15 protein-coding genes are annotated in these 25,833 nt (G+C 40.7%); 8 read left to right on the forward strand and 7 right to left on the reverse strand.

Annotated elements, in window-relative coordinates; all coding sequences use genetic code 11:
- Positions 1 to 38: 38 nt before the first annotated feature.
- Positions 39 to 1,073: a GntR family transcriptional regulator gene (locus M1L62_RS04760; RefSeq protein ID WP_254411860.1), complete on the forward strand. Its 1,035-nt coding sequence runs from the start codon at positions 39 to 41 to the stop codon at positions 1,071 to 1,073.
- A 61-nt stretch (positions 1,074 to 1,134) separates the two neighbouring features.
- Here the strand turns inward: M1L62_RS04760 and M1L62_RS04765 are convergent, their stop codons facing one another.
- From M1L62_RS04765 to M1L62_RS04785, 5 genes are all read right to left on the reverse strand, one after another.
- Positions 1,135 to 2,418 (reverse strand): sugar isomerase, encoded by a 1,284-nt coding sequence (locus M1L62_RS04765; protein WP_254411861.1) that lies wholly within the window; start codon positions 2,416 to 2,418, stop codon positions 1,135 to 1,137.
- Between the two features lie 156 nt (positions 2,419 to 2,574).
- Positions 2,575 to 4,698: a bifunctional aldolase/short-chain dehydrogenase gene (locus M1L62_RS04770; protein WP_254411862.1), complete on the reverse strand. Its 2,124-nt coding sequence runs from the start codon at positions 4,696 to 4,698 to the stop codon at positions 2,575 to 2,577.
- A gap of 236 nt (positions 4,699 to 4,934) precedes the next feature.
- Complete coding sequence (locus M1L62_RS04775) at positions 4,935 to 6,455, reverse strand: leucine-rich repeat domain-containing protein (RefSeq protein ID WP_254411863.1); 1,521 nt, start codon at positions 6,453 to 6,455, stop codon at positions 4,935 to 4,937.
- 454 nt (positions 6,456 to 6,909) lie between these two features.
- Positions 6,910 to 8,622 (reverse strand): leucine-rich repeat domain-containing protein, encoded by a 1,713-nt coding sequence (locus M1L62_RS04780; RefSeq protein WP_254411864.1) that lies wholly within the window; start codon positions 8,620 to 8,622, stop codon positions 6,910 to 6,912.
- A gap of 230 nt (positions 8,623 to 8,852) precedes the next feature.
- Positions 8,853 to 10,964: a prolyl oligopeptidase family serine peptidase gene (locus M1L62_RS04785; RefSeq protein ID WP_374760289.1), complete on the reverse strand. Its 2,112-nt coding sequence runs from the start codon at positions 10,962 to 10,964 to the stop codon at positions 8,853 to 8,855.
- A gap of 242 nt (positions 10,965 to 11,206) precedes the next feature.
- Here M1L62_RS04785 and M1L62_RS04790 point away from each other — a divergent pair, with 242 nt between their 5' ends.
- Positions 11,207 to 13,579 (forward strand): ATP-binding protein, encoded by a 2,373-nt coding sequence (locus M1L62_RS04790; protein ID WP_254411865.1) that lies wholly within the window; start codon positions 11,207 to 11,209, stop codon positions 13,577 to 13,579.
- A 37-nt stretch (positions 13,580 to 13,616) separates the two neighbouring features.
- On the opposite strand, the gene M1L62_RS04795 is transcribed toward M1L62_RS04790, so the two are convergent.
- The gene (locus M1L62_RS04795) at positions 13,617 to 15,506 is read right to left on the reverse strand and encodes a CocE/NonD family hydrolase (RefSeq protein ID WP_254411866.1); all 1,890 of its coding nucleotides are present in this window, start codon (positions 15,504 to 15,506) and stop codon (positions 13,617 to 13,619) included.
- Positions 15,507 to 15,517: 11 nt separating this feature from the next.
- Positions 15,518 to 16,438: a PE-PGRS family protein gene (locus M1L62_RS04800; RefSeq protein ID WP_254411867.1), complete on the reverse strand. Its 921-nt coding sequence runs from the start codon at positions 16,436 to 16,438 to the stop codon at positions 15,518 to 15,520.
- A 92-nt stretch (positions 16,439 to 16,530) separates the two neighbouring features.
- On the opposite strand from M1L62_RS04800, the gene aspS reads away from it, so the two are divergent.
- The 6 genes from aspS to glf all read left to right on the forward strand — a co-directional run bounded on the left by aspS (position 16,531) and on the right by glf (position 25,746).
- Positions 16,531 to 18,300, forward strand: coding sequence for an aspartate--tRNA ligase (aspS, locus tag M1L62_RS04805; RefSeq protein WP_254411868.1), 1,770 nt, complete (start codon positions 16,531 to 16,533; stop codon positions 18,298 to 18,300).
- Between the two features lie 125 nt (positions 18,301 to 18,425).
- On the forward strand, positions 18,426 to 20,855 hold the full coding sequence (locus tag M1L62_RS04810) for an SLBB domain-containing protein (RefSeq protein WP_254411869.1): 2,430 nt from the start codon (positions 18,426 to 18,428) through the stop codon (positions 20,853 to 20,855).
- Between the two features lie 102 nt (positions 20,856 to 20,957).
- On the forward strand, positions 20,958 to 21,971 hold the full coding sequence (locus tag M1L62_RS04815) for a Wzz/FepE/Etk N-terminal domain-containing protein (protein ID WP_254411870.1): 1,014 nt from the start codon (positions 20,958 to 20,960) through the stop codon (positions 21,969 to 21,971).
- A gap of 196 nt (positions 21,972 to 22,167) precedes the next feature.
- Positions 22,168 to 23,625, forward strand: coding sequence for a flippase (locus M1L62_RS04820; RefSeq protein ID WP_254411871.1), 1,458 nt, complete (start codon positions 22,168 to 22,170; stop codon positions 23,623 to 23,625).
- Between the two features lie 122 nt (positions 23,626 to 23,747).
- Entirely contained in the window at positions 23,748 to 24,581 is an 834-nt protein-coding gene (locus M1L62_RS04825; protein ID WP_254411872.1) for a glycosyltransferase, read from the forward strand.
- A 58-nt stretch (positions 24,582 to 24,639) separates the two neighbouring features.
- The gene (gene glf / locus M1L62_RS04830) at positions 24,640 to 25,746 is read left to right on the forward strand and encodes a UDP-galactopyranose mutase (RefSeq protein WP_254411873.1); all 1,107 of its coding nucleotides are present in this window, start codon (positions 24,640 to 24,642) and stop codon (positions 25,744 to 25,746) included.
- Positions 25,747 to 25,833 lie beyond the last annotated feature (87 nt).

Below are 25,833 nucleotides of genomic sequence, written 5' to 3' on the forward strand. Positions count from 1 at the left end.
TTTGAGGAAATGTAGTAATTTTAGCACACTTTAAACCTATGAACGCTTTAATGGAAATCCAGTTTGATATCGACTTTAAAGAGAGTGCGCCAAAGTACATGCAAATTATCAAATCGTTGCTGTTGGCCATTGGTAAAGGGAAGCTAAAAAGAGGAGATAAAATACCGTCTATCAACCAGTTAAGCGAAGAATATTTATTATCTCGTGATACGGTTGAGAAGGCGTATAAACATCTGATCAAAGACGGCGTTTTGATATCCGTGCGTGGCAAAGGTTATTTTATCAACCGGGTTGATATTGAAACAACTTCGAGGATTTTGCTGGTTTTCAATAAAATAAGTAATTATAAAAAACAGATCTATAATTCTTTCGTAGAAAATGTCGGTAGAAATGTGATTGTGGACCTTCACATACATCACTCCAACATCAATATTTTCAACAATCTGATTAAAAACAGCATTGGCGAATATGATTACTATGTGATCATGCCGCATTTCTATGAAAATGAGGAAGAGGCTGTAAAAATATTAAAACTGATTCCGGCTGAAAAGCTGATTTTACTGGACAAAGACATTCTGGAATCGGGTCTTTCGAAACATTCATCGGTTTATCAAAACTTTGAAAAGGACATTCTTCACGCCCTCAATGAAGCAATTGATTTGTTAAAAGTTTACAACAAACTGATCCTGATATTTCCTACGCTGATTCCTTATCCCAAAGAAATTATCAAAGGTTTCAGGCTTTTCTGCATCCAGCACCAGTTTGATCACGAGATCATTTATGAAACCGATGAAAACATTGTGGTTCTGAAAGATGCGGCCTATGTAATTATTGAGGAAACTGACCTGGTAAACCTCATCAAAAAATGCAATGAGCAGGAACTGGTGGTGGGCAAAGACGTGGGCATTATTTCTTACAATGAAACACCTTTGAAGGAGATTTTGCTCGATGGTATCACCACCATTTCAACAGATCACGAGCAAATGGGAAAATCTGCCGCCAGGCTGGTGATGCAGAATAAAACCGAAAGCATCAAAAATCCGTTTACACTGATCAGACGGAAGTCGTTATAAACGAAGTTGCCATTCCGAAAAATCCGGAATGGCAATTTATTTTTCATATCCACTGCAAATTTTATAAGCCGGTTGCCACCGTTACAGTACCTCTCTCGCTAATCAGACTTTCTCTGATTTTAAGATCACGGAAAAGACCAATCGGGTCAAGAGAACCGCCGCTGTGCAGCATTGCTTCTCTTACCAAAGGACGCACATCCGTTCTGAAAGCATTTTGCAATAACTGCTGAGCCAACACAACATCATTGTTCTGACGGGCAATTTCCAGTTTTTTGCTATCCAGAATAAGCGCCTGTGCATACGACAGCAAGATCGCTTCCACAGACTGCATTAAATCTTCCAAAGGATCTTTCACGTTATGGCTTGCGTCGATCATCCAGGCAAATCCGTCGCTGCCTTTTCCGGCGCGTTTCATTCCCTCAACAAGCTCCACAAAAATCAGGAACAACATGTAAGGTCTGATGCTGCCTACGGTTAAATCATCATCTCCGTATTTGGAATCATTAAAATGGAAACCAGCCAAACGGCCTTCCATCATCAGGGTGGCAACAATTTGTTCGATATTGGCGTTTGGCAAATGATGTCCCAAATCGACCAGTACGTCCGCCTTCGGGCCCAGTTTGTTGCAGAACAGCAATGAACTACCCCAATCCTGGATAACCGTCGAATAGAAATTCGGTTCGTAGGCTTTGTACTCCACAAAAACCTTCCAGTCGTCTGGAAGTGCTGCATAAATTTCCTGCAAAGATTCCAATGTGTTCTGAAAAGCCCGCACAAAATTTGACTGGCCTGGAAAACAAGAGCCATCCGAAAGCCAGATTGAAAGCGCCTTTGATCCTAGCTCCTTACCATATTTGATTACTTCAATATTATGTTCAACGGCTTGCTTGCGCACCTTCGGATCCACGTGCGACAGAGAGCCATATTTATAGGATAACTCCTGGTTTTTCTGATCCTGAAAAGTGTTTGAGTTGACCGCATCAAATTTCAGATCCAGTGACGACGCCAGATCAATCATCGCATTGGCGTCACTTGGGATATCCCATGGAATGTGCAGAGAAATCGAACCGCTTGAACGGTTCAAAGCATGCAAAATCCCAACGTCTTCTATCTTTTCAACAAGAGATCCTGGCTCCCCCGCACCCGAAAAGCGCCCAAACCGGGTTCCGCCTGTTCCCAGCGCCCAGCTTGGTATCGCTACCTGAAACGCCTGCAAGGTTTTGACGATCGCATGGGCATCGATACCCTGCTCGCCCAGCTGCTCTTTAAGGAAAATAAATTGGTTGTTATGTTTCCCAAGCAAACCTTCATTATGCTGGTCTATCCGATATTGTTCTATTCTCATTTTTTTAGCATTAGAGATTTTAAGATTCAGAGCAAAACCGACTGGAAAGTCGTTGCGCGTTATAAACCATCAACGCAGGTTTTACTCCTGTATTTTGTAAAAAAGAAGCTGTGCCAAAAGTAGAATTCACTTTTGGCACAGCTTTCGTTTTAAGTACTAGCGAACAAATGCCGCTGGCACTCCACCATCAATGTTCAACACATTTCCGGTACTTTTCCCTAACAATCCACCAACGAATACAAAAACCCCGTTTGCAATATCCTCTGTATGAATTTCAGCATTCAAAACGGTGCGTTTTGCATAATAAGCCGGCAATTCTTCAATTTTGATACCATAAGCTTTTGCACGACCGGCAGCCCATCCGCTTTCCCAGATCTTACTTCCGGAAATAACGGCATCAGGGTTCACAACATTCACACGGATTTTATCCGGCCCTAATTCTGCCGCTAAAAGTCTGGTCATGTGCTGCTGAGCCGCTTTTGCCGTTCCGTATGCGACGTTATTTGGTCCTGAAACCAATCCGTTTTTACTTGCAATATTGATAATATCACCTCCTAATCCCTGCTGACGCATCACCGCCACAGACTCCTGAGATACCAGGAACTGGCCTTTTACCAAAACATCCTGCAAAATATCCCAGTCCTTGATCGTTGTTTCTGCCAAAGGTTTCGAAATCGAAAGCCCTGCGCAGTTTACCACGATATCAACACCGCCAAATTTCAGTTTTGTTGTATGTAAACCTTGTTTGATCTGGTCAACTTCCAATACGTTAGCGTTCGCTGTCGCTGAGAAATCCTTGCCAAATTTGGCATCGAATTCGCTTTTTGTTTCAGCCAGAGATTTATCATCGATATCAGAAATGACCACACACGCGCCTTCTTCAAGGAATTTCTGCGCGATAGCCTTGCCAATTCCACCCGATCCACCGGTTACGAAAGCCACTTTGCGGGAAAGTGATTTTTCTTTCGGCATACGCTGTAATTTGGCTTCTTCCAATAACCAGTATTCGATATCAAAAGCTTCCTGCTCAGGCAAAGAAACGTAGGATGAAACCGCTTCCGCACCTTTCATTACGTTAATTGCGTTGGTATAGAATTCCGCTGCCACACGTGCCGTTTGTTTGTCTTTTGCAAAAGAGAACATACCCACGCCCGGATACAAAATAATAACCGGGTTCGGGTCACGAACTGCCGGACTGTTATCGTGTTTGCAACGGTCATAATACGCCTGGTAATCGACACGGTATGCTTCAAATTGCGGACGGATAATGTCCAGAATTGCCTGAGCATCGCCGGTCAATGTTTCCAAAGAAAGATCCAAAACCAACGGACGGATTTTAGTACGCAGGAAGTGATCAGGGCAGCTTGTACCCAACGGAGCCAGCTTTCCAAGATCATTACTGTTGATGAATTCCAGAACGCGGGCATCATCCGTGAAGTGACCAACCATCGTCTGACGGTCAGAAGCTAGCCCTCTCAAATAAGGAGCCAACTGTCCGGCAACTTCCAAACGGCGATCGGCAGCCAGACTTTCCTGTTTTGCCCCACCGAAAACCGGACGTTTTTTGCCGTAGTTTTCTTCAAGATATGCGGATGCCTTTTCGATGACATCCAAAGTATTGATATAAGATTCGTAAGCTGTGTCACCCCAGGTAAACAAACCGTGTCCACCCAAAACGATTCCACGGATACCCGGGTTATCGGCAAGTGTTTTTTCCAGTTTAAGGCCCAGGTCAAAACCCGGACGCTGCCAAGGTACCCACGCCAGTTCGCCGTTGAACAATTCCTGCGTAATCGCCTCGCCTTCTTTCGAAGCAGCGATAGCAATAAGTGCGTCAGGGTGCAAGTGGTCGATATGTTTGAACGGCAACAAACCGTGCAAAGGCGTATCGATAGACGGAGCCTTTGATTTCAGGTCATAGATACAGTGATTGAAAAGCTCAACCATTTCATCTTCAAATTCGAGACCACGGTAAATATTTTTCAGAGCATGCAGACGATTTTGATAAAGACCAGCCAATCCGCTTCTCTTCAAAGTACCGATGTCACCACCTGAACCTTTGATCCACATCACCTCAACATCGTTACCCGTCAACGGATCTTTCTCGATGGTTTTGCAGCTGGTATTACCTCCCGCATAGTTTGTAAGACGAAGGTCCGCTCCCAACAAATTAGAACGGTAAAGAAGTAATTCCACCTGGTCGTCACCTAAAGAAGCCGCTTTTTCTTCGTCCCAAAGATAACTCACGTACTTGTACTGCTCTGCTTTTAAAATGCTCATATTATTTTGTTTTTATAATCACTTTTTCGTTAAAACCGCTTAAAAATAATGGGTGAGTAAAATCAATTTATTTGACTTTTAATTACGATACAAGATTAGAAAACTTCGCTTTGGGTACCGTCCTGTGGTATCCTGCATACTAAAAAAATATAAGATAAATAAGTTATTTTTTAATTAAAACGGCCTGAGCAGAGATATCTACCCAGGCCGTTTGGCAAGAAAGTATATTTAACCTGTTAATTTTGAATGACTATTTTCCTCGTTTCTTCCCCTACTTTGATTAAATAAAGTCCGTTTAAAAGTTTATCCGTCCGAACTGGTTGCGCGGGATTTACCTTTTGTTCCAGCACAACCCTGCCCGCAGCATTCCTGATTTCAACGGCCTCTTCCCTATCCAGTCCTGAAACAAAAAACTCGTTTTTTGCAGGATTTGGATAAACGCTCAGTTTTGTTTTGTCCTGTTTTACCGTAATGATGCGGGAGTATTCCGATTTCCCGTCCCAATCCAGTTGTTTCAGGCGATAGTAGGTATTGAAATAAGGTTTTGAATCCAAAAAAGTATAGGTTTTTTCTCCCAAATTATCCCCCAGTCCATCCACGAAACCAATACTTTCAAATGTTTTCGCATCGGCACTTCGTTCAATCTGGAAACCTTTGTTGTTGGTTTCTGAGGTGGTTTTCCAGGTGAGGAGGTTTCCTTCTGAGCTGGTTTTTCCTGAAAATGAGGTTAGGGTGACGGGTAGGGCGGTAAAGTTAAAATTATTACTTGTTAGTGTTAGACCCGTTGCCACACTGTTACTAACCCGAACACTATAAAGCCCGACACCTGTCGTAGTAAATTCTTTGTTCCCCGTATTTGTAGCTACTATGCTCCCATTTTTGTACCAAAAGTATGTGTTATTACTCAGGGTACCTCCCGCCTCTACGGAAAGAACAACATTTCCTGATGACAATGTTGCTGAGGGAGTTATATTGATGGAACCTTGCCACGCATAGAATCTCAAGCGACTTAAATTGTCCTCAACTCCACTAAACGTAAACATGTTCAATCCTATGCTCAAAGAATTGGCAGGCAAACCTGTCAGATCCGGAATTGTACCACTAAGTTTATTAAAATCTAAATAGCCGTTTCTTAGCTTAGTTAAATTACGTAATTCAATGGGAATACTCCCCGTAAGCGAATTTGAAGTCAAGTTGAACTCTGTTAGATTGGTAAAATTGCCGAGTTGGGCAGGGATTGATCCTGTCAGCAAATTTGAACCTAAATCTAACCTGGTTAAGTTGACTAACTCTCCAAGCTCAGCAGGGATACTTCCCGTAAGTTGATTACTGCTTAAATCCAAAACATTCAAGTGAATCAAATTCCCCAATTCAACAGGAATGGTTCCTGAAATTCGAGTCTTTGATATGATTATAGACTGAATATCAATTAGATTAGCTATCTCAATGGGTATAGGACCTACCAGATTATAGTTGCCGGTTAAATCTAATAATTCCAAATTGGTAAGGTTGCCAATTTCAACCGGTATATTTCCAGTTATACCAGCCCGCTGCATTTTAAAAGTTTTCAATTTTACAAAATCGCCAAAGAATGCGGGTATATTTCCGGCATTTCCTGAGCCACTCATACCCGTCGCATCAAAAACTGAAAGATCTAAATGCTCCAGATTTAACAAATTCTTAAATTCATCAGGAATTGGCCAGTAAGGAGTTATTGAGAGGTATTTTAGTTTCGTCAAATTACCCAGTACTTCCAAATTGGTACTATTAAAATAATTCCCTCCCAGATTCAGGTATTCCAGTTTTTTTAGATTTCCAAATTCAACAGGTATACTATTGTTTAAACCACCACCATATTCGATACTACCTACACCGGCAAGATCCAGATAAATTAACTCGGTTAAATTTCCTATTTCGCTGGGCACATAACCCGTCAATCCATTCTGAGAGAGCTTTATTTCTGTCACTCTATCCCCCGCGGGATTGCAACTGACACCATACCAGCTGCAAGGACTTTCGCCAGGCCCTCCCGAAGGATTCCACCCGGTATTATTTCTCCAATTATTTCCGTCTGTTGCGGTATAAAAAGCCAATAGGGCCAATCGATCGCCTTCGAGTGTTTGCGCAAAACTTACATTGATAGAAGACAAAATAGCAAAAATCAAATAATACCGTTTCATAGTGTTTTGGCAAATGTTATTTAAATATTACCTATCTCATTATCATTAATTTCTTTACTTCATCTCCGATTCTTATGAGATAAATTCCGTTAACAAGTTGATTGGTAGCAACCGATTGAGCAGAGCCTATCTTTTGTTCCAGCACAATTTTGCCCGTAGCATTCCTGATTTCAACAACTTCTTCCCCATCCAGTCCCGAAACAAAAAATTCATTTTTTGCAGGATTCGGATAAACACTAAGTTTTGTTTTGTCCTGTTTCACCGTAATGATGCGGGAATATTCCGATTTTCCGTCGTAGTCCAGTTGTTTCAGGCGGTAGTAAGTTTTGAAGTAAGGTTTTCTATCCAGAAAGGTATAGTTTTTATCGCCCAGGTTATCCCCCAGTCCATCAACGAAACCAATACTTTCAAAAGTTTTCGCATCGGCACTTTGTTCGATCTGGAAGCCTTTGTTGTTGGTTTCTGAGGTAGTTTTCCAGCTGAGGACGTTACCAGAAGAAGTATTTTCACCAGTGAATGAGGTAAGGTTTACAGGAAATGGAGACGTAATAGTATATGCGTCACTTACCAAGGTTAAATTTGGAATAAGGCTGTTGCTTACCGTAACATGATAAACTCCCAATCCCGGAGGAATAAAGGAAGCATCTCCGGTTTTTGTTAACACGGGAACACCATCCTTGTACCATTTGTAAGTGTTATTTGCCAACGTTCCTCCGGCATCCACTGATAAAAATCCATACGGTCCTGATGGTCCCACAGGGATAGCCAATGGTATTACGATATGCAGGGGAATAATAGCCTGATCGTTATAAAAATCCAAACGATTAATATTATTTTCCATTCCGTTAAAGTTGAAGCTATTTTCGCTGATATTTACCGTCGCGGTAGTGGGCACGCCCGATAAATTAGCTATGCCATTACTTAGGCTTTGCCTGGTAATATCCAAAAATTGAAGGTTCGTTAAATTAACAAAACTTGCAGGAATGCTGCCGGAAAGATGCCCTTTGGGTTCTCTTGCAGGTGGATAAAGCCCGTAAGCCAAATTAATGGTCTTTAATGACGACAGATTTCCCAAAGAAGATGGTATGGATCCTGTAAAATCATTATTGGCTAGACTCAGAACCTCAAGCTTCGTTAAGTTTCCTAATTCAGCAGGCAAATTACCCTTCAGGTTTTGATCGGAAATATTCAGAATAATTAAATTAGCCAGATTTCCAATTTCTACCGGAATTGCGCCCGTTAATCCACCGAATTCTGGCGTAGAGCTGGAAAATGGAAAATAACTTAGATTTAGATAGGTTAATTTGGATAAGTTTCCAATCGTTGTCGGCAACTGTCCGGTAAAACTATTGCCACCTAAGTCCAGATATTCCAAATTCACCAAGTTCCCCAGAGTTACCGGTATCACTCCTCTTATACCATAACTGCCATAAAAAGTCCGTTTTAATACAAGTTTCGTCAAAGCCGTCAGATTCCCAATTTCGGCAGGTAAATAACCTGATAATGAGCCATCAATAATATTTAGTTCGGAAACCCTCCCTCCAGAACATGTTACCCCCTTCCAACCGCATGGACTACTGCCCGGCACACCCTGATCGCCTAACCCTCCGTATGGATCTCCTCCCATCCCAGCCACCGTTGCCGTGTATACCGCAATCAATGCCAGTCGATCATCTTCCAATGTCTGCGCAAAGCTCCGACTTGCAAAACAAAGAAGAATAAAACCTAAGTAATACTGTTTCATAATACTAAAAATAAGTGTGAATTAAAATACAACGAAATTTAGGCAGAATGAAACTGCCTCATTCTTGCCGGATTATTATAACGAAGTTGTTCAGAGACGTTGAAAAAAAATCGACAGTAACGTATGTCACTGTCGATGTAGTCATTCAAATTTCAAACAAAAAATCAGCAAATCAAATTAAAATAGTAATAATTTAATTTTCGGTTACTTATATTAATATTAAAATCTAATTACTTCCAGCTCAGACCCATATTATGGAACAGAAACGCATAAATATCAGCCTGTGTTTCCAATGCCTTTTTGGTATTACTTGCTCCATGTCCCGAGTTTGTATCGATCCGTATCAACAACGGATTAGAAGTTGAAGCGGCCGCTTTCTCCTGTAATTCAGCAGCATACTTAAAGGAATGGGCGGGAACCACGCGGTCGTCATGGTCGGCGGTGGTAATCATCGTGGCTGGATAATTAATGCCGGTTTTGATATTATGCAGAGGCGAATACCCGTAAAGCATCTTGAATTCTTCCGGATTGTCACTGCTCCCGTAATCGGCGATCCAGTTCCAGCCTATGGTAAACTTATGGAAACGAAGCATATCCATCACACCTACTGCCGGGAATGCCACTTTAAATAATTCAGGCCGCTGATTCATTACAGTTCCAACAAGTAAACCGCCATTCGACCCACCCTGTATGGCTAAACGTTCCGGTGAAGTATACTTTTCTTTGATCAGAAATTCCGCTGCGGCAATGAAGTCATCAAAAACATTTTGCTTTTTTAGCTTCATCCCCTGCTCATGCCACTTCTCCCCGTACTCACTCCCGCCACGCAAATTCGTCTGCACAAATACCCCTCCCTGATCCAGAAACGGGATACGGGTAGGACTAAACGCTGGTGTCAGGCTGATGTTAAACCCACCATAACCGTAGAGTATTGTCGGATTGGCACCATTCAATTTCAGCCCCTTTTTGTAGGTGATGAAAGCCGGAACTTTCGTTCCGTCCTTGCTGGCGTAAAATACTTGTTTCGTTTCATAGTCTTCCGGTTTGAAAGAAACCTCCGGCTCACGAAAAACACTGCTCTTTTTACTTGCTATGTCATATCTGAAAATAGTCGGCGGGTAATTGAAAGAGGTATAGGTGTAAAACACAAAAGTGTCCTCTTTATCCCCTCCAAAACCTCCAACGGTTCCCAGGCCCGGCAGCTGAACCTCATTTTCCAGCTTTCCTTTCATATCATAAACGTAAACCCGTGAAGTAACATCCTTGGAATACGATGCAAAGATTTTCCCTCCCGCGGTCCCCGCTCCTTGCAGCGGCTCTGGTTTCTCAGGCAAAAACGGTTTCCAGCTCTTTGTTTTGGCTTCGTAAAACAACACTTTGCCGTTTGGTGCATTTTCATTGGTTTCCACCAAAAATCCGCCGTCAACATCTTCTATGATGCTGTAACTAAAATCCGTAATTTCTTCTTTAACCGCAGTAAACCTGGTGTCTCCCTTTTTCATCACCCAAAGGCCATTCCCGTCTTTCCCCTTTCCACGGTCACTCACATACAAAACCGCAAACTGCTCGTCTTCTGTCGTGCTGACTGTATGAAAACGTTGTCCGTTCGCAGGATCTTCAAAAATCAGTTTATCCTCAGACTGAGCCTTTCCGATTTTGTGATAAAAAACCTGATGGTTTTCGTTTTTCGCTGCCAGGGCACTGCCTTCCGGTTTTGGGTAACTGCTGTAATAAAAACCATCACCCTGCCATGCTGCACCCGAAACTTTTACCCATTCCACTTTATCCGAAAGCATTTTCAAAGTCTTCATATCCATAACCTGATACTCCTGCCAGTCGGAGCCCCCCTTTGAAAAACCCAGCACTGCGTGATTGCCGGTCTTTGAAAGTTTGAAAACCGTCAACCGCGTTGTACCATCGGCAGAAAGTTTATTGGGGTCCAGAACAACTTCGGGAGTGCCCCGAAGTCCTTTCTGGCGATAAAGAACTGCCTGATTTTGCAAACCGTCATTTTTATAAAAATAGAAATAATCGCCTTTTTTTGTCGGAGCCGAATATTTGGGATAATTATAAGCCTTTTCGAGATCGGAAAAGATCTTGCCTTTGAAAGGTATTTTGTCCAGATAGCCGAATGTAACTTCGTTTTGCGCCTTTACCCAGGCAGCTGTCTCAGCGGAGCGGTCGTCTTCAAGCCAATGGTAAGGATCGGACACTTTCGTTCCGTGGTATTCATCAACGTGGTCTATCTGATTGGTTTTGGGGTAACTTATCTTTTGGGCCGAGCCATTCGAGGCCAGTAAAGTGGCGGTAAGTACTGTCATTCCTAAGAGTTTATTATTCATATAATTGCTACGTTAATATTCAAACAAGGAGAATTTCAATTCCATTACAAACCGGCTGCATAATCTTCGTTTTTTTAATCTATGCTTGACCGTAAAGTAAAAAAACGTATTTTTATTATTTTACACACAAAAAAGTCATTTTCTTTATCGATACCTCTTACTGATATATTCAAATAAGAGGATAACGAACTGACCTTGCCCGATACATCATTTAATCACTGGCTCCAATTATTGATGAAAAAATGACACGGCATCTTGTATCGTATTTAGCGTCGTTTCTATTGTTGTTGAACCTGGCGTTCACTTATGAGCCGTGTTTTGCTGATCATTCCTCATTCTCCGCTCAGGCAGTTAAAGGTGTGATCAACCTGAAATCAGCCGACCTTGATCAGTCTTCTGTTGCGCTGGATGGCGAATGGAAATTTTACTGGAAAACCTTAAAAAAGCCGCACACGCCCGAAATCTATTCCGAATTTGTATCATTACCCAAGCCGTGGCGTGAAACAAAATGGAGGGGAAAACAATTGCCGTCACAGGGATTTGCTACTTATGAAGTAAAAGTTATCCTTCCTCACAAGAGAGACCAGCTTGCCTTTAAGATCAGGGATATGTACAGCGCTTATGCACTGTATGTCAATGGAAAACTGATCGCGAAGGATGGGAAGCCCGGGACAACAAAGGAGGAAACCACCCCCTATTGGTCCACCCAGATCAAACCTTTTCCGTCTTCGGATACATTAAATCTCACACTTCATATTGCCAATTTTCGTCATTCAAAAGGCGGTATAACCAAGTCCATTGAAATAGGATCGTTCAGTGAATTGCAGGCGAAAAGTAATCTGGATCATGCGCTGGACTTCCTGCTCACGGGTTGTATGATCATGGGTGGCCTTTATTTCCTGGGATTATATCTGCTCGGACGCCACGACAAATCGACCCTTTATTTCTCGCTCTTTTGCTTTTTTTACAGTTATCGCATCATCGGCACCGGAGATTACGCCTTTCATGCCTTGTTTCCCGCGGTAAGCTGGCAACTGGCCATTCATTGCGAATACATTTCCCTGTTTCTTGCGGTCGCCATGTTTGCCTTGTATACACGCAATCTTTTCCCGGAAGACACGCCACACAAGATCATTTTCTGCATGACGGGGATATGTTTTGCGCTGACATTAATCACGTTGGTTTCTCCTCCATTGCTTTTCACGGAATTAATAAATCCTTTCATCGCCTTACTGGTTCTCTACATCCTTTTTGCGATTTACATTTACTGGAAAGCATACAGAAATAAACGCATCGGAGCCAAATATGCACTGCTGAGCACTGTCGCTATTTTTATCATTTTTTTATCCCTGATATTTGCCTATTACAATATCGCCTACCCCGAAAAACTCTCTTTGTTTCTTGGATATATCTGCTTCTTCTTTTGTCAGTCGGTGATCTTATCTTTCCGTTTTGCATACACTTTAAAAAAGGCAAAAGCCGATGCAGAAACAGGTTTAATGGTAAAAAATCAGTTTTTGAGCACCATGAGCCACGAGATCAAAACACCGCTCAATGCGGTGATCGGTATGAGCCATATCATGATCAAAGAGTCGCCACGGCCCGACCAAAAGCAACACCTCGATATGCTTTTGTATTCTGCGAATAACCTGTTGACAATCGTTAACGATATCCTCGACCTGAATGCTATTGAGGAAGGTAAGATCCAGTTTGTGAATGAGTCTCTGAATGTTTCCGAAATCGCCAGAAACATTATATCCGGTTATACCAATACCGCCAGAGATGCCGGTATCGATGTCATTTTAAAACTCGACCAAGACCTTCCGTATCGTGTAACTGGGGATTCAAAAAGACTTTCACAAATTATCACCAATCTGGTTTCCAATGCCATTAAATTTACCGGTAAAGGTTGGGTAAAACTGGAAGTAAGTATAACGGAACGAACTGCGCAGGATGTTTCACTAAAAATATCCGTTCAGGATACGGGAATTGGTATCGCACCTGAAAAACAGAAAATCATATTTGACCAGTTTACCCAGATCGAGTCTTCCTCAACCAGAGGTTTTGGCGGAACCGGCGTGGGACTGGCCATCAGTAAACGGCTTTTAGAATTGCAGGGATCTGCACTTCAACTGAAAAGTGAAGAAGGTATAGGCTCCGATTTTTACTTTACGCAGACATTCAAGATACTGGAAGCTATCAAAAAGCAGGAAGCTGTTGTCAACGAGAACCCGGAAGAAAAACCATTGCAGGGAATCCGTATTCTGGTTGTGGAAGATAACCGGATGAACGTACTGGTCGTACAGGGCTTTTTGCGCAGATGGGGAGCGGTTTCGGACGTGGCGGTCAACGGGCAGGAGGCCCTGGACAAATTTGATCCGCTTTTACATCAGATTATCCTGATGGATCTGCATATGCCGGTAATGGATGGCTACGAGGCCACGAGACAACTAAGAGAACGTGGGGAAACAGTGCCTGTAATTGCGGTTACCGCGAGCCTGGCGCCGGATGCTAAGCAGGATATGTTTAATATCGGGATGACCGATATCGTATCAAAACCGATTAATCCGGAGCAGCTTTTAAGCAAGATATTAAATCAAACCATCCGATCTTAAAAAAGAAAGGGTGAGAAAAATTTCCCACCCTGTATCCCTATTTCAAGACATCAACCACCAGGCCGCTTTCGGCACCTGTCTGATGATATATCCGTTGCGTTGCCTTGATAAAATCTGATTGTTCTGCTTTATATATATTGTCGACATACTTTTGAGGATTTCGGTCAAACAACGGGAACGCCGTACTTTGAACCTGCACCATCACGCGATGCCCTTTTTTGAAGGTATGCAAAACATCCTGAAGACGGAAGGAAATATCGGTTAACTTCCCGGCAACCAACGGCTCCGGTTTTTCCAGACTATTCCTGAAACGGGCCCGCACAACTTCACTTCTTACCATTTGCTGATAACCTGCCATCACCACTTTCGGGTCGGGCTGAAACGCGTTGTTCTTTTCATCATCAGGATAAACGTCAATTAATTTGACGAAGAAATCGGCGTCTGTTCCGGTCGTACTGATTTTAAGCTGTGCAGCGATTTCGCCGCCAAGTGTAAGCTCTTCTGTTAAAACTTCCGTTTCAAAAACGAGCACATCCGGCCGTGTCGATGCAAAACGCTGATCTTCCGACATATATTCAAAAGGCGTAAAACCAGACATTTGTTTGTAATTCTGAGTATAAGGCACCGGCTTCAACGGGTCGCTTTCGTACTCTGAATAAGACCTGGCCGTTTTCGGTGCCGAAAAGCTTAATTTCCCACCTGACAAAAAGTATAGTTTTTTCTTTTCCACATTAGCCACCGGCCATTTGTCATAAGTTTTCCATTCCTTTTTCCCTGTGTCAAAAAGATAAGCCTCAGGTAATCCCGACTTGCCATCCCCGGCACCTTTCAGGAAATGATTGAAGAATTTACCTTCGATTGTATTCTGATAAAAAGTAGCAATACTGTCTCCAAAATAAATATCGTTATGCAGCGTGTGTCCCGTTTCCCGGCTCCATCGGCCATGGCCAAAAGGCCCGACTACGAGGGTATTATAAATGCCCGGGTTATTTTTCTCGATCGTTTTATAGGTATTCAGCGGACCGTATAAATCCTCAGCATCAAACCAGCCACCGACCGTCATGAAGGCATGTTTCAACCCTTTCAGATGTGGCAGAATATCTCTTTTCTTCCAGAAATCATCTTTGTTAGGATGGTTTATGGTTTCCTGCCAGAAAAAGTTTTTGGAATAATACTGATCAAAATTCTTCAACGGACCCACATTCAGATTAAAAGTATAACCATCCGGTGCCGGTTTGATAAAATCGTTTGCAAACCAGGAAGCATCTGTCGGCGCATCAGGTTTGATGCCGAAAACAGGGAAAGTCAGGTAATAACCTTGTGTAAAAACTCCGTTATGGTGAAAATCATCATGAAAAAAATCAGCAATCGGAGCTTGCGGCGAGGATGCTTTTAAAGCCGGGTGATCGCATAAAGCACTGGCCGTGGTGTAAAACCCGGGATACGAAATCCCCCACTGCCCTACCCTGCCGTTATTATGGTTGATATTTTTCAAGAGCCATTCGATCGTGTCATACGTATCCGAGGCTTCGTCAACATCATTTTTATTTTTTTTCACATCGATATGCGGCGTCATATTCGTCCAGACGCCCTCACTTTTATAACGGCCACGAACATCCTGATAGACAAAAATGTACTTCTCACGCATTAAAAGCGTGCTCGGACCCAGTCTCAGCGGGTAGGTGTCCTCTCCATACGGAGCAACGCTATAACAGGTCCGTTGCATCAGAAAAGGATATTTATTATTGGCCGCTGCATCTTTTGGACTGTACACAATGGTGTGCAGTTTAATCCCGTCACGCATGGGGATATCAAACTCCTTTTTGGAATAGTTGTCTTTGATAAAAGTATCCTGTGCTATCGTTTGCGTCGCATTTGCCAACCAAACGAAAAATAGCAGGACAGTGAGGAGAATTTTTCTGAACATAAACAGCAATACTATTTTTTTAGATAATAATTTAAATTGACACTGGCAGCCTGTCCCTTTTCACCGATTGTATAAAAACCTTTTGACTCCCGTTCGAAGCAAATTCCTTCACCTTGCGGTTCTGGCGCAATAAACAATTGTTTCTTTGCACCGTTCAGCAGGGTTTGTGCTACTGTTTCACCGGCAGTGCGTTTCCAGTAAAAAGCAGATGTATAGTTTCTGATCAGTATTTCACTTCCATCCGTAGATATGCTGCCTCCGGTGGTAAAAACAACAGACGGGATTGTTCCGAGTTTTTCTGCGGTAATCGTTCCCGAAGTGGATTGTGGATATGGCAGACGGTAAAGCCCGGCCTTATCCAGTTCTTTTGAAACAACAAAAATATCCTTCGTCAGCGGATCAAGTAAAAGTGTTTCTGCGTCACGCGGGCCATCAGGATAACTGAATGTTATTTTTTCAAGATTATCCGGGCTGTAAGCACCGGAGATATTACCGATTTCCCTGACTCTGTAAATAATATTGGTGGCGGTCATCGGAAGATTATTATTTCCGATTTCTCCGATGTAAAGGTAATTAACGCCGTCAATTGGTCCTGGTCCACTTGCCAGGTCCTCCCAGTCATGGTTGGTTGAGCCTGGTACGTTGAACTCTTTTATTGTTTTCCCATCATTGCTCATCAGGTACAGCGAATTGGGTTTTCCTGAATCCTGCAAAGTCCATAAATATCCGTTTATGTTCAAACTGTTGGCTAATCCGGACGCTTCATCAATAATTCCCGGCGTGATCGGAAATTGCTTCGGCACGATTTCGAAACTCACCGACCCATCCTTTACCGGGGTCACTTCTGGATCACCACAACCAGTCCAGACAAGAGATATTACTACGAATAATAAAAAACTTTGCGGAGTAAACCTTATTTTATATAATTTCATAAAAAACACTTCATGTTAGATTTAGTAAAAATACGTACTTTTGCGGCATTTATTATCAGGCAGTTTCTTTATATCAGTATTAAAATAATTATATGTTACGTACACATACCTGTGGTGAGTTAAGCTTAGAGCATGTAAATCAAGATGTTGTGTTGTGTGGTTGGGTTCAGAGAATCCGGGATAAGGGGGGCATGGTATGGCTGGATTTACGTGACCGGTATGGATTAACACAGCTTCTTTTTGAAGAAGGCAAAACACCACCTGAGGTATTGGAAACAGCTCGTTCATTAGGACGTGAATTTGTAATCTCTACAAAAGGCGAGGTTATTGAGCGCCTTTCCAAAAATGATAAGATAGCAACCGGTTCGATCGAAATCCGTGTATCCGAATTGTCCATCCTGAATCCATCGAAACTTCCTCCGTTTTTGATCGAGGACGAAACCGATGGTGGCGATGATATCCGCATGAAATATCGTTACCTGGATCTGCGCAGAAATGCCGTTCGTAAGAATCTGGAATTACGCCATCAGGTTGCGCGTCATACGCGTGCTTATCTGGATGAACTTAATTTCATCGAGGTAGAAACACCGGTTTTGATTAAATCAACACCTGAAGGCGCTCGCGATTTCGTGGTGCCTAGCCGTATGAACCCGGGCGAATTTTACGCATTGCCACAGTCACCACAAACTTTTAAACAACTATTAATGGTTGGCGGATTTGACCGTTACTACCAGATTGTTAAATGTTTCCGTGATGAGGATTTACGTGCCGATCGTCAGCCTGAGTTTACCCAGATAGACTGCGAAATGTCATTTGTAACGCAGGAAGATATTTTGAATACTTTCGAAGGACTTATCCGTAATCTTTTCAGCAAAGTAAAAGGGATCGAACTTCCCGAAGTACCGCGCATGACCTATGCTGACGCCATGCGTTTGTACGGATCTGATAAACCGGATATCCGTTTCGGTATGGAGTTTGTAGAACTGAAAGGAAAAGATCAGGATCTTACTTCCGGCAAAGGTTTTGGTGTTTTTGACGACGCTGAACTGGTTGTCGGTATTTGCGCTCCCGGCTGTGCGGTGTATACCCGCAAGCAAATGGATGAGCTTACCGACTGGATGAAACGTCCGCAGATCGGTGCCAAGGGACTTATTTATGTGAGATATAACGAAGATGGTACAGTTAAATCATCTGTTGATAAATTTTATTCTGAAGAAGATCTAAAAAAATGGGTTGTTGCATTTGATGCCAAACCAGGTGATTTGATATTGCTGATCTCGGGCCAGGCAGATAAGGCACGCAAGCAACTGAACGAACTTCGTTTAGAAATGGGTTCGCGTCTTGGGTTGCGTAATCCTGAAGAATTCCGTGTGTTATGGGTGCTTGATTTCCCGCTTCTTGAATACGGCGAAGAAGACAATCGCTGGTTTGCGATGCACCATCCGTTTACAAGTCCAAAACCGGAAGATATTTCCTTACTGGCCACTGATTTAGGACAAGTTCGTGCCAATGCTTACGATATGGTTATCAATGGTGTGGAAGTTGGCGGAGGGTCTGTAAGGATTTTTGAAAGAAACCTTCAGCAGCAGATGTTCGAAATACTTGGCTTCAGTCCGGAAGAGGCTCAGGAGCAGTTTGGCTTCCTGATGAACGCCTTTGAATTCGGTGCTCCTCCACACGCAGGAATTGCATTCGGGTTTGATCGTCTTTGTTCCATTTTTGGAGGTATTGACTCCATCCGTGATTTCATCGCCTTCCCAAAAAATAATTCAGGACGTGACGTAATGATTGATTCACCGTCTACGATATCTGACGCTCAATTAAAAGAATTAACTATTGAGGTGACTAAAAAGATAAGCTGATCGTTCTCAAAATTGAATATTCTTAATAAACCAATTGCTTTGTGATTAGATTTTGTAGTTTTACTCTAATTCCAAAGCAATTGCTTTTTAAAAACTTTTAAACAGTTGTAATTAAAATACACTACATGCATTATTTAAGATCTTTATTCCTACAAAAACATGTCCTTTCATTTGTTTTTGCGTTGTTTCTATTGAATATTCAGTTATCCTTCGCTCAAACACCTCAAATCTCAAAAGAAGCGCTAAAAAATGCGTCTCCCGCAACGGTTCCTCTAAACCAAATTTCAACGCAACAAGCAACCGATTTCTATAATCGCGCCAGATCTGCAGGCATGACTGATTCAGATATTCAGAAAGCAGCACTTCAACGCGGTTTCTCTAATGAGCAGATCAACGAAATGTTGAAAAAGGTTAAGGATGGGAACAAAGATGAAGATACAAAAGATTCTGATCGGGATAAGGGAGATGATGCAAGAGAGCAGGAAGACAAAACAGAACTTGATCAAGACGGCAAGAGTGCTGGTGACAGCGCAAAAGTAGGAGAAAGCCAGTCCGGTAGGAGAAACAGGATATTCGGTGCTTCTTTTTTTCGGAATAAGTCTAATACTTTCGAACCCAATCTTCGGCTTGCAACACCAACAAACTATATTTTGGGACCAGAAGATGAACTGATTGTTGATATTTATGGCAATTCCGTCGATAATTTCAAATTAAAGGTCAGTCCTGAAGGAACAGTAAAAATGTTGAATCTTGCTCCGGTGTACATCAATGGCCTTAGCATTGAACAAGCCGAAGCAAAAATATTAAACAGATTAAGACAAGCCTATTCTGGCCTGAACCGTCCTGGCTCAGGAACCTATTTATCCCTGACGTTAGGTAGCGTTCGTAGTATCAGGGTAATGATTACCGGAGAAGTATCCCGTCCCGGAACATATACAGTTTCTTCTCTCGCAACCGCATTCAATGCATTGTATTTATCAGGAGGGCCAACTTCTAATGGTTCTTATCGGAACATCGAGATTATCAGGAACAATACAGTAATAAGGAAAATTGATTTGTATAAATTTTTGATTGATGCTGATCTTAAAGACAATATTGCTTTGAGAGATCAGGATATTATTCTCATACGGCCTTACAAAAAGCGGGTACAGTTACTTGGAGAGGTAAAAAGAGAGGGCATTTTTGAAGCTACCGATAACGAATCCTTACAGGATTTGATTAAATATGCTGGCGGCTACACACCAGAAGCTGTTTCGTCGATTATTAATTACCAAAGAAATACCGGTGCAAACTACATTATAGGAACCATCAAGAGTGATGAAATTGCATCATTCAAACCTGAAAATGGTGATATTGTCACTGTAAGTAAGATATCTGACGCCATTAGTAACCAAGTTGAAATAAGAGGGGCGATTACTCTTCCAGGTATTTACGCATTAGAAGACCGCTGTAATACGGTACTGGAACTTATTCAAATGGCGCAGGGGATTGCTCCAAGAACATTTTTAAACCGGGCTACACTTGAACGAAGTGGAGGCGGTGCTCTTCAGACAGGAATCATTGCAATAGACCTGGAAAAGCTCGTAAATAAACAAATAGAAGACATAGAATTACTTCCTGGTGATATTCTTACTATCAAATCAGTTGATGATCTGAAAGAATCTAATTTCTTAACCATAGCCGGTTCGGTTATCAAACCGGGAACCTTCCCATACTTTAAGAACATCACCGTGTCCGATCTTATCTTCCAGGCAGGTGGGTTTCGTGAAGAAGGTATCTCTTACAGAATCGAAGTATCAAGACGTATAAAGGATGACACTACAGGCATTCCTGCATCTCAAAATGTACAGATATTTACACTTAACGTGGAAGATAATCTGAAACTTAATGAGCACGATGAAAAGTTTAAGTTAATGCCTTATGATATCATCATGATCAGAAAATCACCTCGTTATGAAGTTCAAAAGATTGTAACAGTTTTAGGTGAAGTAGTCTATCCAGGATCTTATACAATTTTGAACAATTTTGAGCGTATATCCGATCTGATTCCAAAAGTAGGCGGCTTGAAACCTGAAGCAAATTTATCAGGCGCAAGATTTTATAGAAATGGAGAACAAATTGCCATCGATTTGCGTGCAGTTGAAAAGACTCCATCCCTTTCTTCAAATCTCTTACTCTTAAATAGCGATTCGCTACGTATCCCTCGCAAATCTGAAATTGTAAGAATAAACGGGGGCGTATTTAATCCGTCAGTGATGAACTTCGATCCTAAGTTTTCCTACAAAGATTATATCTCCCAAGCCGGAGGCTATATGGAACGAGCATGGAAAACCAGAGTCTACGTATCCTATCCGAATGGACGAACCCATAGGACTAACAGATTTTTATTTTTCAAGTCATATCCTAAAATCCAGCCTGGTTCTGTAATTAATGTTCCGATTAAAGAGGAAAAAATGGACAGACAGACCACTCCTAGTGAGCGCATAGCAATTTTCTCAATTATTGCAAGCGTTCTGAGTTCGACGGCTATCTTGATAATTAATTCTAATAAATAGTTTTTGGTTTGCAGCTTTTGATTTATTTAAATATGAGTCTGCGAAACTAAAACCACGAATTACTTACATTGATTACCATTTTTTAAATAATTAAATATTTCCATGGTAAACGACTCTTCATCTGATCAGGATATTCTTGAAAAGACTCTGACAGCTCTGATTCAGATTTTAATTAAAAATAAGGGCAAATTGTTCTTGTCAATTCTATTGGGAGGCATTATTGGCATTGCCTCAAGCTTCTTAATACCGAAAAAATACACATCAAAAGCCGAATTATTACCTGAGTTCAACAGCAATAAATTTGGAAGTTTAAGTTCACTTGCATCGCTAGCAGGTCTGGATGCTGCCGGATCCTCAGAAAGTGATGCTTTGAGACCAGACTTATTTCCCAATATTCTGCAGAGTTCTCCCGCGCTTCTTTATTTGCTGAGTCAGCCTGTAAAATCTGACTCAGGAAAAAATTACTCTTCGCTGTTGGCATTTTATGAAATACAAAACGAAGTCAAAGTGAAGCCTCAGCTACTCAAACTTAAAATCACAGATAGCCTATACAAATATACGACCAGCGAATTGGGCATAATATCAAGCCTTAAGAAATCTATCAATTCCAGCTTCGAAAAAAAATCAGGTATTATTTTCGTCTCCGTTGAAATGACAGACCCTAAGGTAGCCGCAATTACCTTGGCAAATTGTATCAAATATCTTAAGCAATATGTTTCTGAATACAGATATGGAAAAAAACACGGTGAAGTTGCTTTTGTCGGATCTCAACTAAAAACCGCAAAAGAAAGAATGCAGAAAGCTCAGTACGCTTTACAAAAGTTTAAAGATAACAATCGAAATCTGTTCTTAAACACCGCGAAAATTGGCGAGCAAAAATTGGAAGAAGACTATTCACTAGCCGCATCGGTCTACAATGATTTATTAAGAGAATCGGAAAAACTGAATATTGCAGAGCAAGAAGATAAGCCTGCCTTTCAAATTCTCGAACCACCCGTTATTCCTGTGGCTAAGAGTAGTCCCAACAGGTTCTTTTTTGGCGTAGGGGGAAGTATTTTAAGTTTCTTACTTACCGTAATAATGGTTCTAATCCCCTGGAAAAAGGTCTTCTCTTAATTAAATACTCTTACCCAAGTTTGTTTTACGGTAACAAGTAATAAAATGATAAGAATACTAGATTGCCTTATAATAAATTAATATCATTCACTTCGTAAATGTAGGCACATTTACGAAGTGAAATTTACATACCAACAACTTAACACAAACAATAAAAAGTGATTTTAAATCAGAGTCGTTTACGGAATAGCCCAAAATGATAAAGAAAAATTTCGTTTACAACGTACTGCTTTCTGTTTCGCAAATATTATATCCTGTTATTACTTTCCCTTATGCATCACGTATATTGGGCGTGGAAGGAATAGGCCTTGCAACATTTTGCGAATCAATTTGCCGATCATTTATGCTTGTCGCTGCCTTAGGTATTCCCATTTACGGCGTTAGGGAAATAGCCAAGACAAAAAATAATCAAAAGGAGATGAAGAAAGTATTTTCTGAAATTTTCCTTATTCACTTGGCTATGACCTTGGTAGTATCAGCGGCATACATCTTGAGTATTTATGCTGTTGAAAGATTATACGATTCAAAAGATATATTATTTTGGGGACTGTTATTGGTTGTATCAAACGTCTTTGCATTTGAATGGTTCTTTATGGGTTTGGAACAATTCAAATTTGTGACTATACGAACGATTATCATACGGTTTATTTCTATCGGTTTAATTTTCTTTGTTGTCAAAGATCAGGATGACCTGCTTCCGTATTTTCTACTTATTGTTATAAGTTCGGTTCTAAATGGCTTTATCAATGTTTATTACGTTTCAAAAATATTATCATTTCAAAATTTTTTTTCCGGAGTAAATATCCAACGGCATTTCAAATCTCTTATGTACATTTTTGGAACCACGTTTGCTGTAAATGCCTATACTCTTCTCGACACCGTGCTATTAGGTTTTTTATCATCAGACAAATCAGTAGGATTTTACACATCTGCGTTAAAACTGAATCGGGTTCCTTTGACGATGATTGGCTCATTGGGTGTGGTTCTTGTTCCCAAACTATCGGGATTGATGGGAAGCAATAATCTAGCGGAATTTAAAAGAATTATCGACAAGTCACTCAGCTTAATAATAACCCTCAGTATTCCCGTAATGATTGGTGTATGTTGTATGTCTCAGGAAATCGTCTCAATTTTTTTCGGGACTCACTTCGCACCTGCCGCCATCCCGATGATGATTTTATCTCCTCTCACACTTTTAATAGGTCTTTCGAATATCTTTGGTATTCAAATTCTAACGCCTATGTCAAAAGATAAGGAAATGATGAAGATAGTTCTAAGTGGTGCCTTTATAAGTCTGTTATTAAATTACTTCCTAATTCCAGTTTTCGATGAAAATGGTGCGGCGTTTAGTAACTTCTTTACAGAGCTAGTGGTTACTGTTGCTACCTATTTTGTTGCAAAACGACATATCGATGTCACTTTTCCCACAGGAAATTTTCTGAAACAATTAGCTATATCGTTGCCATATATTCTAATAATATTCACTTTAAAATTATTAGTACATGACATGTATCTTAGAGTCGGTGTTACGGTCTTTTTATGTTTGATTTACTTTGTAATTTCACAGCTTGTCTTTATAAAAAATGAAGTCATTCTTGAATTTAGAGACTCAATGATGAGAAAAATGATTTCAAGAACAAGTCGGTTGAAGTAAGTTCAAGAATTTTTAATATTAATCAGACACCGATGTCAAAATATCTTTGATTTCAGCCCTTATCATGTTAAGAAAGTTCACTTTAATAATCACTCTTTAAAATAATTTAAACACACATTGCAATGAAAACGACTATAGCCGGTGTTGTAGTTACCTATAATAGACTAGACTTGTTAAAAAAATGTGTTGAAGCTCTGCGCATTCAAACACATCAATTGGATGCTATTATTATAATTAACAATGGCAGCACAGATGGAACCAAGATCTGGTTAAGTGAGCAAAAAGATCTAGTTGTTTATCACCAGGAAAATTTGGGGGCATCAGGAGGCTTTTACAGGGGTATAAAAGAAGCAAATGAAAAAGGCTTTGACTGGATATGGGTGATGGATGACGATGCGTTCTGTCAGAAAAATGCAGCAGTCGAATTAACGAATGCAATAAATCGTCATAACAACAATCAGGATTACTGTTATTGGTCAAATTGCAACCGTGATATAGAATTTGATGGAATAGAAAAATCTGTGGACAAAATGATGTTTGTAGGTTTTGCAATTAGCGGAAAAATTGTCGACAAAGTTGGCCTCCCACGAAGAGATTTTTTTCTATACCACGACGATAGCGAATATGCTCTAAGAATTGTTGATCATAACTTTAAGATAATAAAACTAAAAGATTCAATCATTGACCATGGAGATCTCTCTCATAATCAAGAATATCGGGAAATAAATTTCTTTGGTAAAAAATTTATTTTCACACAAATGAGTGACTTTAAATTATACTACTATATTAGAAATCATTTACTTATCAATAAGTTATTCTCTAAACGCTGGTTTCTTGCACTACCCATATCTATTAAGGATTATTTATTGACACTTTTTTTAACAGAACAAAAGCGTGTGGCAACAAAGGCTCTATGGCATGGCCTTGTTAGAAAAAGTGGAAAATATGAACCCTAGCCAAGTAGAACAAGGTAAGTATCATCACGACTGATTTATATTTCTATATCACACATATATGGCAGATTACGATTTTTTAATTGTTGGTTCTGGATTTGCAGGATCGGTATTGGCAGAGCAGATTACATCTCGTTTGAATAAGAAAGTATTAATCGTTGACAAGCGAAATCATGTCGGGGGGAATGCTTATGACTATTATAATGAATCTGGTATTTTGGTTCATAAGTATGGCCCGCACTGGTTTCACACAAATGATAAAAACGTGTTCACATATCTTTCGAATTTTACGGAGTGGCGTTATCATTATCATCGGGTAAAAACATATGTTGACGGGCAGTTGCTACCTATACCTATTAATATGGATACCATTAATGAATTATATGGTATGAATTTACAATCTCCAAATGAGGTTCAAGATTTTTATAATTCGTTGAAAGCTAATATTAAACCCACCAATGCAGAGGAGATGGTTGTGAGCCAGATCGGCGAAGATTTATACAACAAATTTTTTAAAGGCTACACGCTAAAGCAATGGGAAATACATCCAAAAGATCTTGCATCCAGTGTGACCGCCCGTATTCCTACAAGAACAAATCGAGACGACAGGTATTTTACCGATACATATCAATGTATGCCCAAGTATGGGTATACGGCACTATTTGAAAAAATGCTGGCGAATCCTAACATCTCAATACTATTAAATACAGATTACCGAGAAATAACAAAACTCCTGAACTTTAAAAAAGTAATTTACACAGGTCCAATAGACAGCTACTTTGATTACATGTACGGAAAACTCCCTTACAGATCTTTAAGGTTTGAGCACGAAACATATGCTTATGAAAATCATCAAAGCTGGCAACAAATTAATTATCCGAACGACTATGACTTTACACGTATTGTAGAATGGAAGCATGCGACCGGACAGGTACATCCATATACTACCGTTACCCGGGAATACTCCTTTTTAGCTGACGATAAATCCGAGAAGTACTATCCTATACCGCGTGAAGAAAATAATACCTTATTTAACAAATATAAATCCGAAGCTGATAAACTTGATTCCGTAATTTTCTGTGGGCGGTTAGCAGACTACAAGTATTATAATATGGATCAGGTAATTGCAAGAGCCTTAACGATTTTCAACAATCAGATTAACGTCTAGGCAACGTTGCTTTCGCGATGACGTTATGAATATTGTTTGACAATTAATTTTACATTTGGATTCTTAATAGATAACCTAAATAAACAA

Origin of the sequence: Dyadobacter diqingensis, from assembly GCF_024220585.1 — a bacterium.
Lineage (GTDB): Bacteria > Bacteroidota > Bacteroidia > Cytophagales > Spirosomataceae > Dyadobacter > Dyadobacter diqingensis.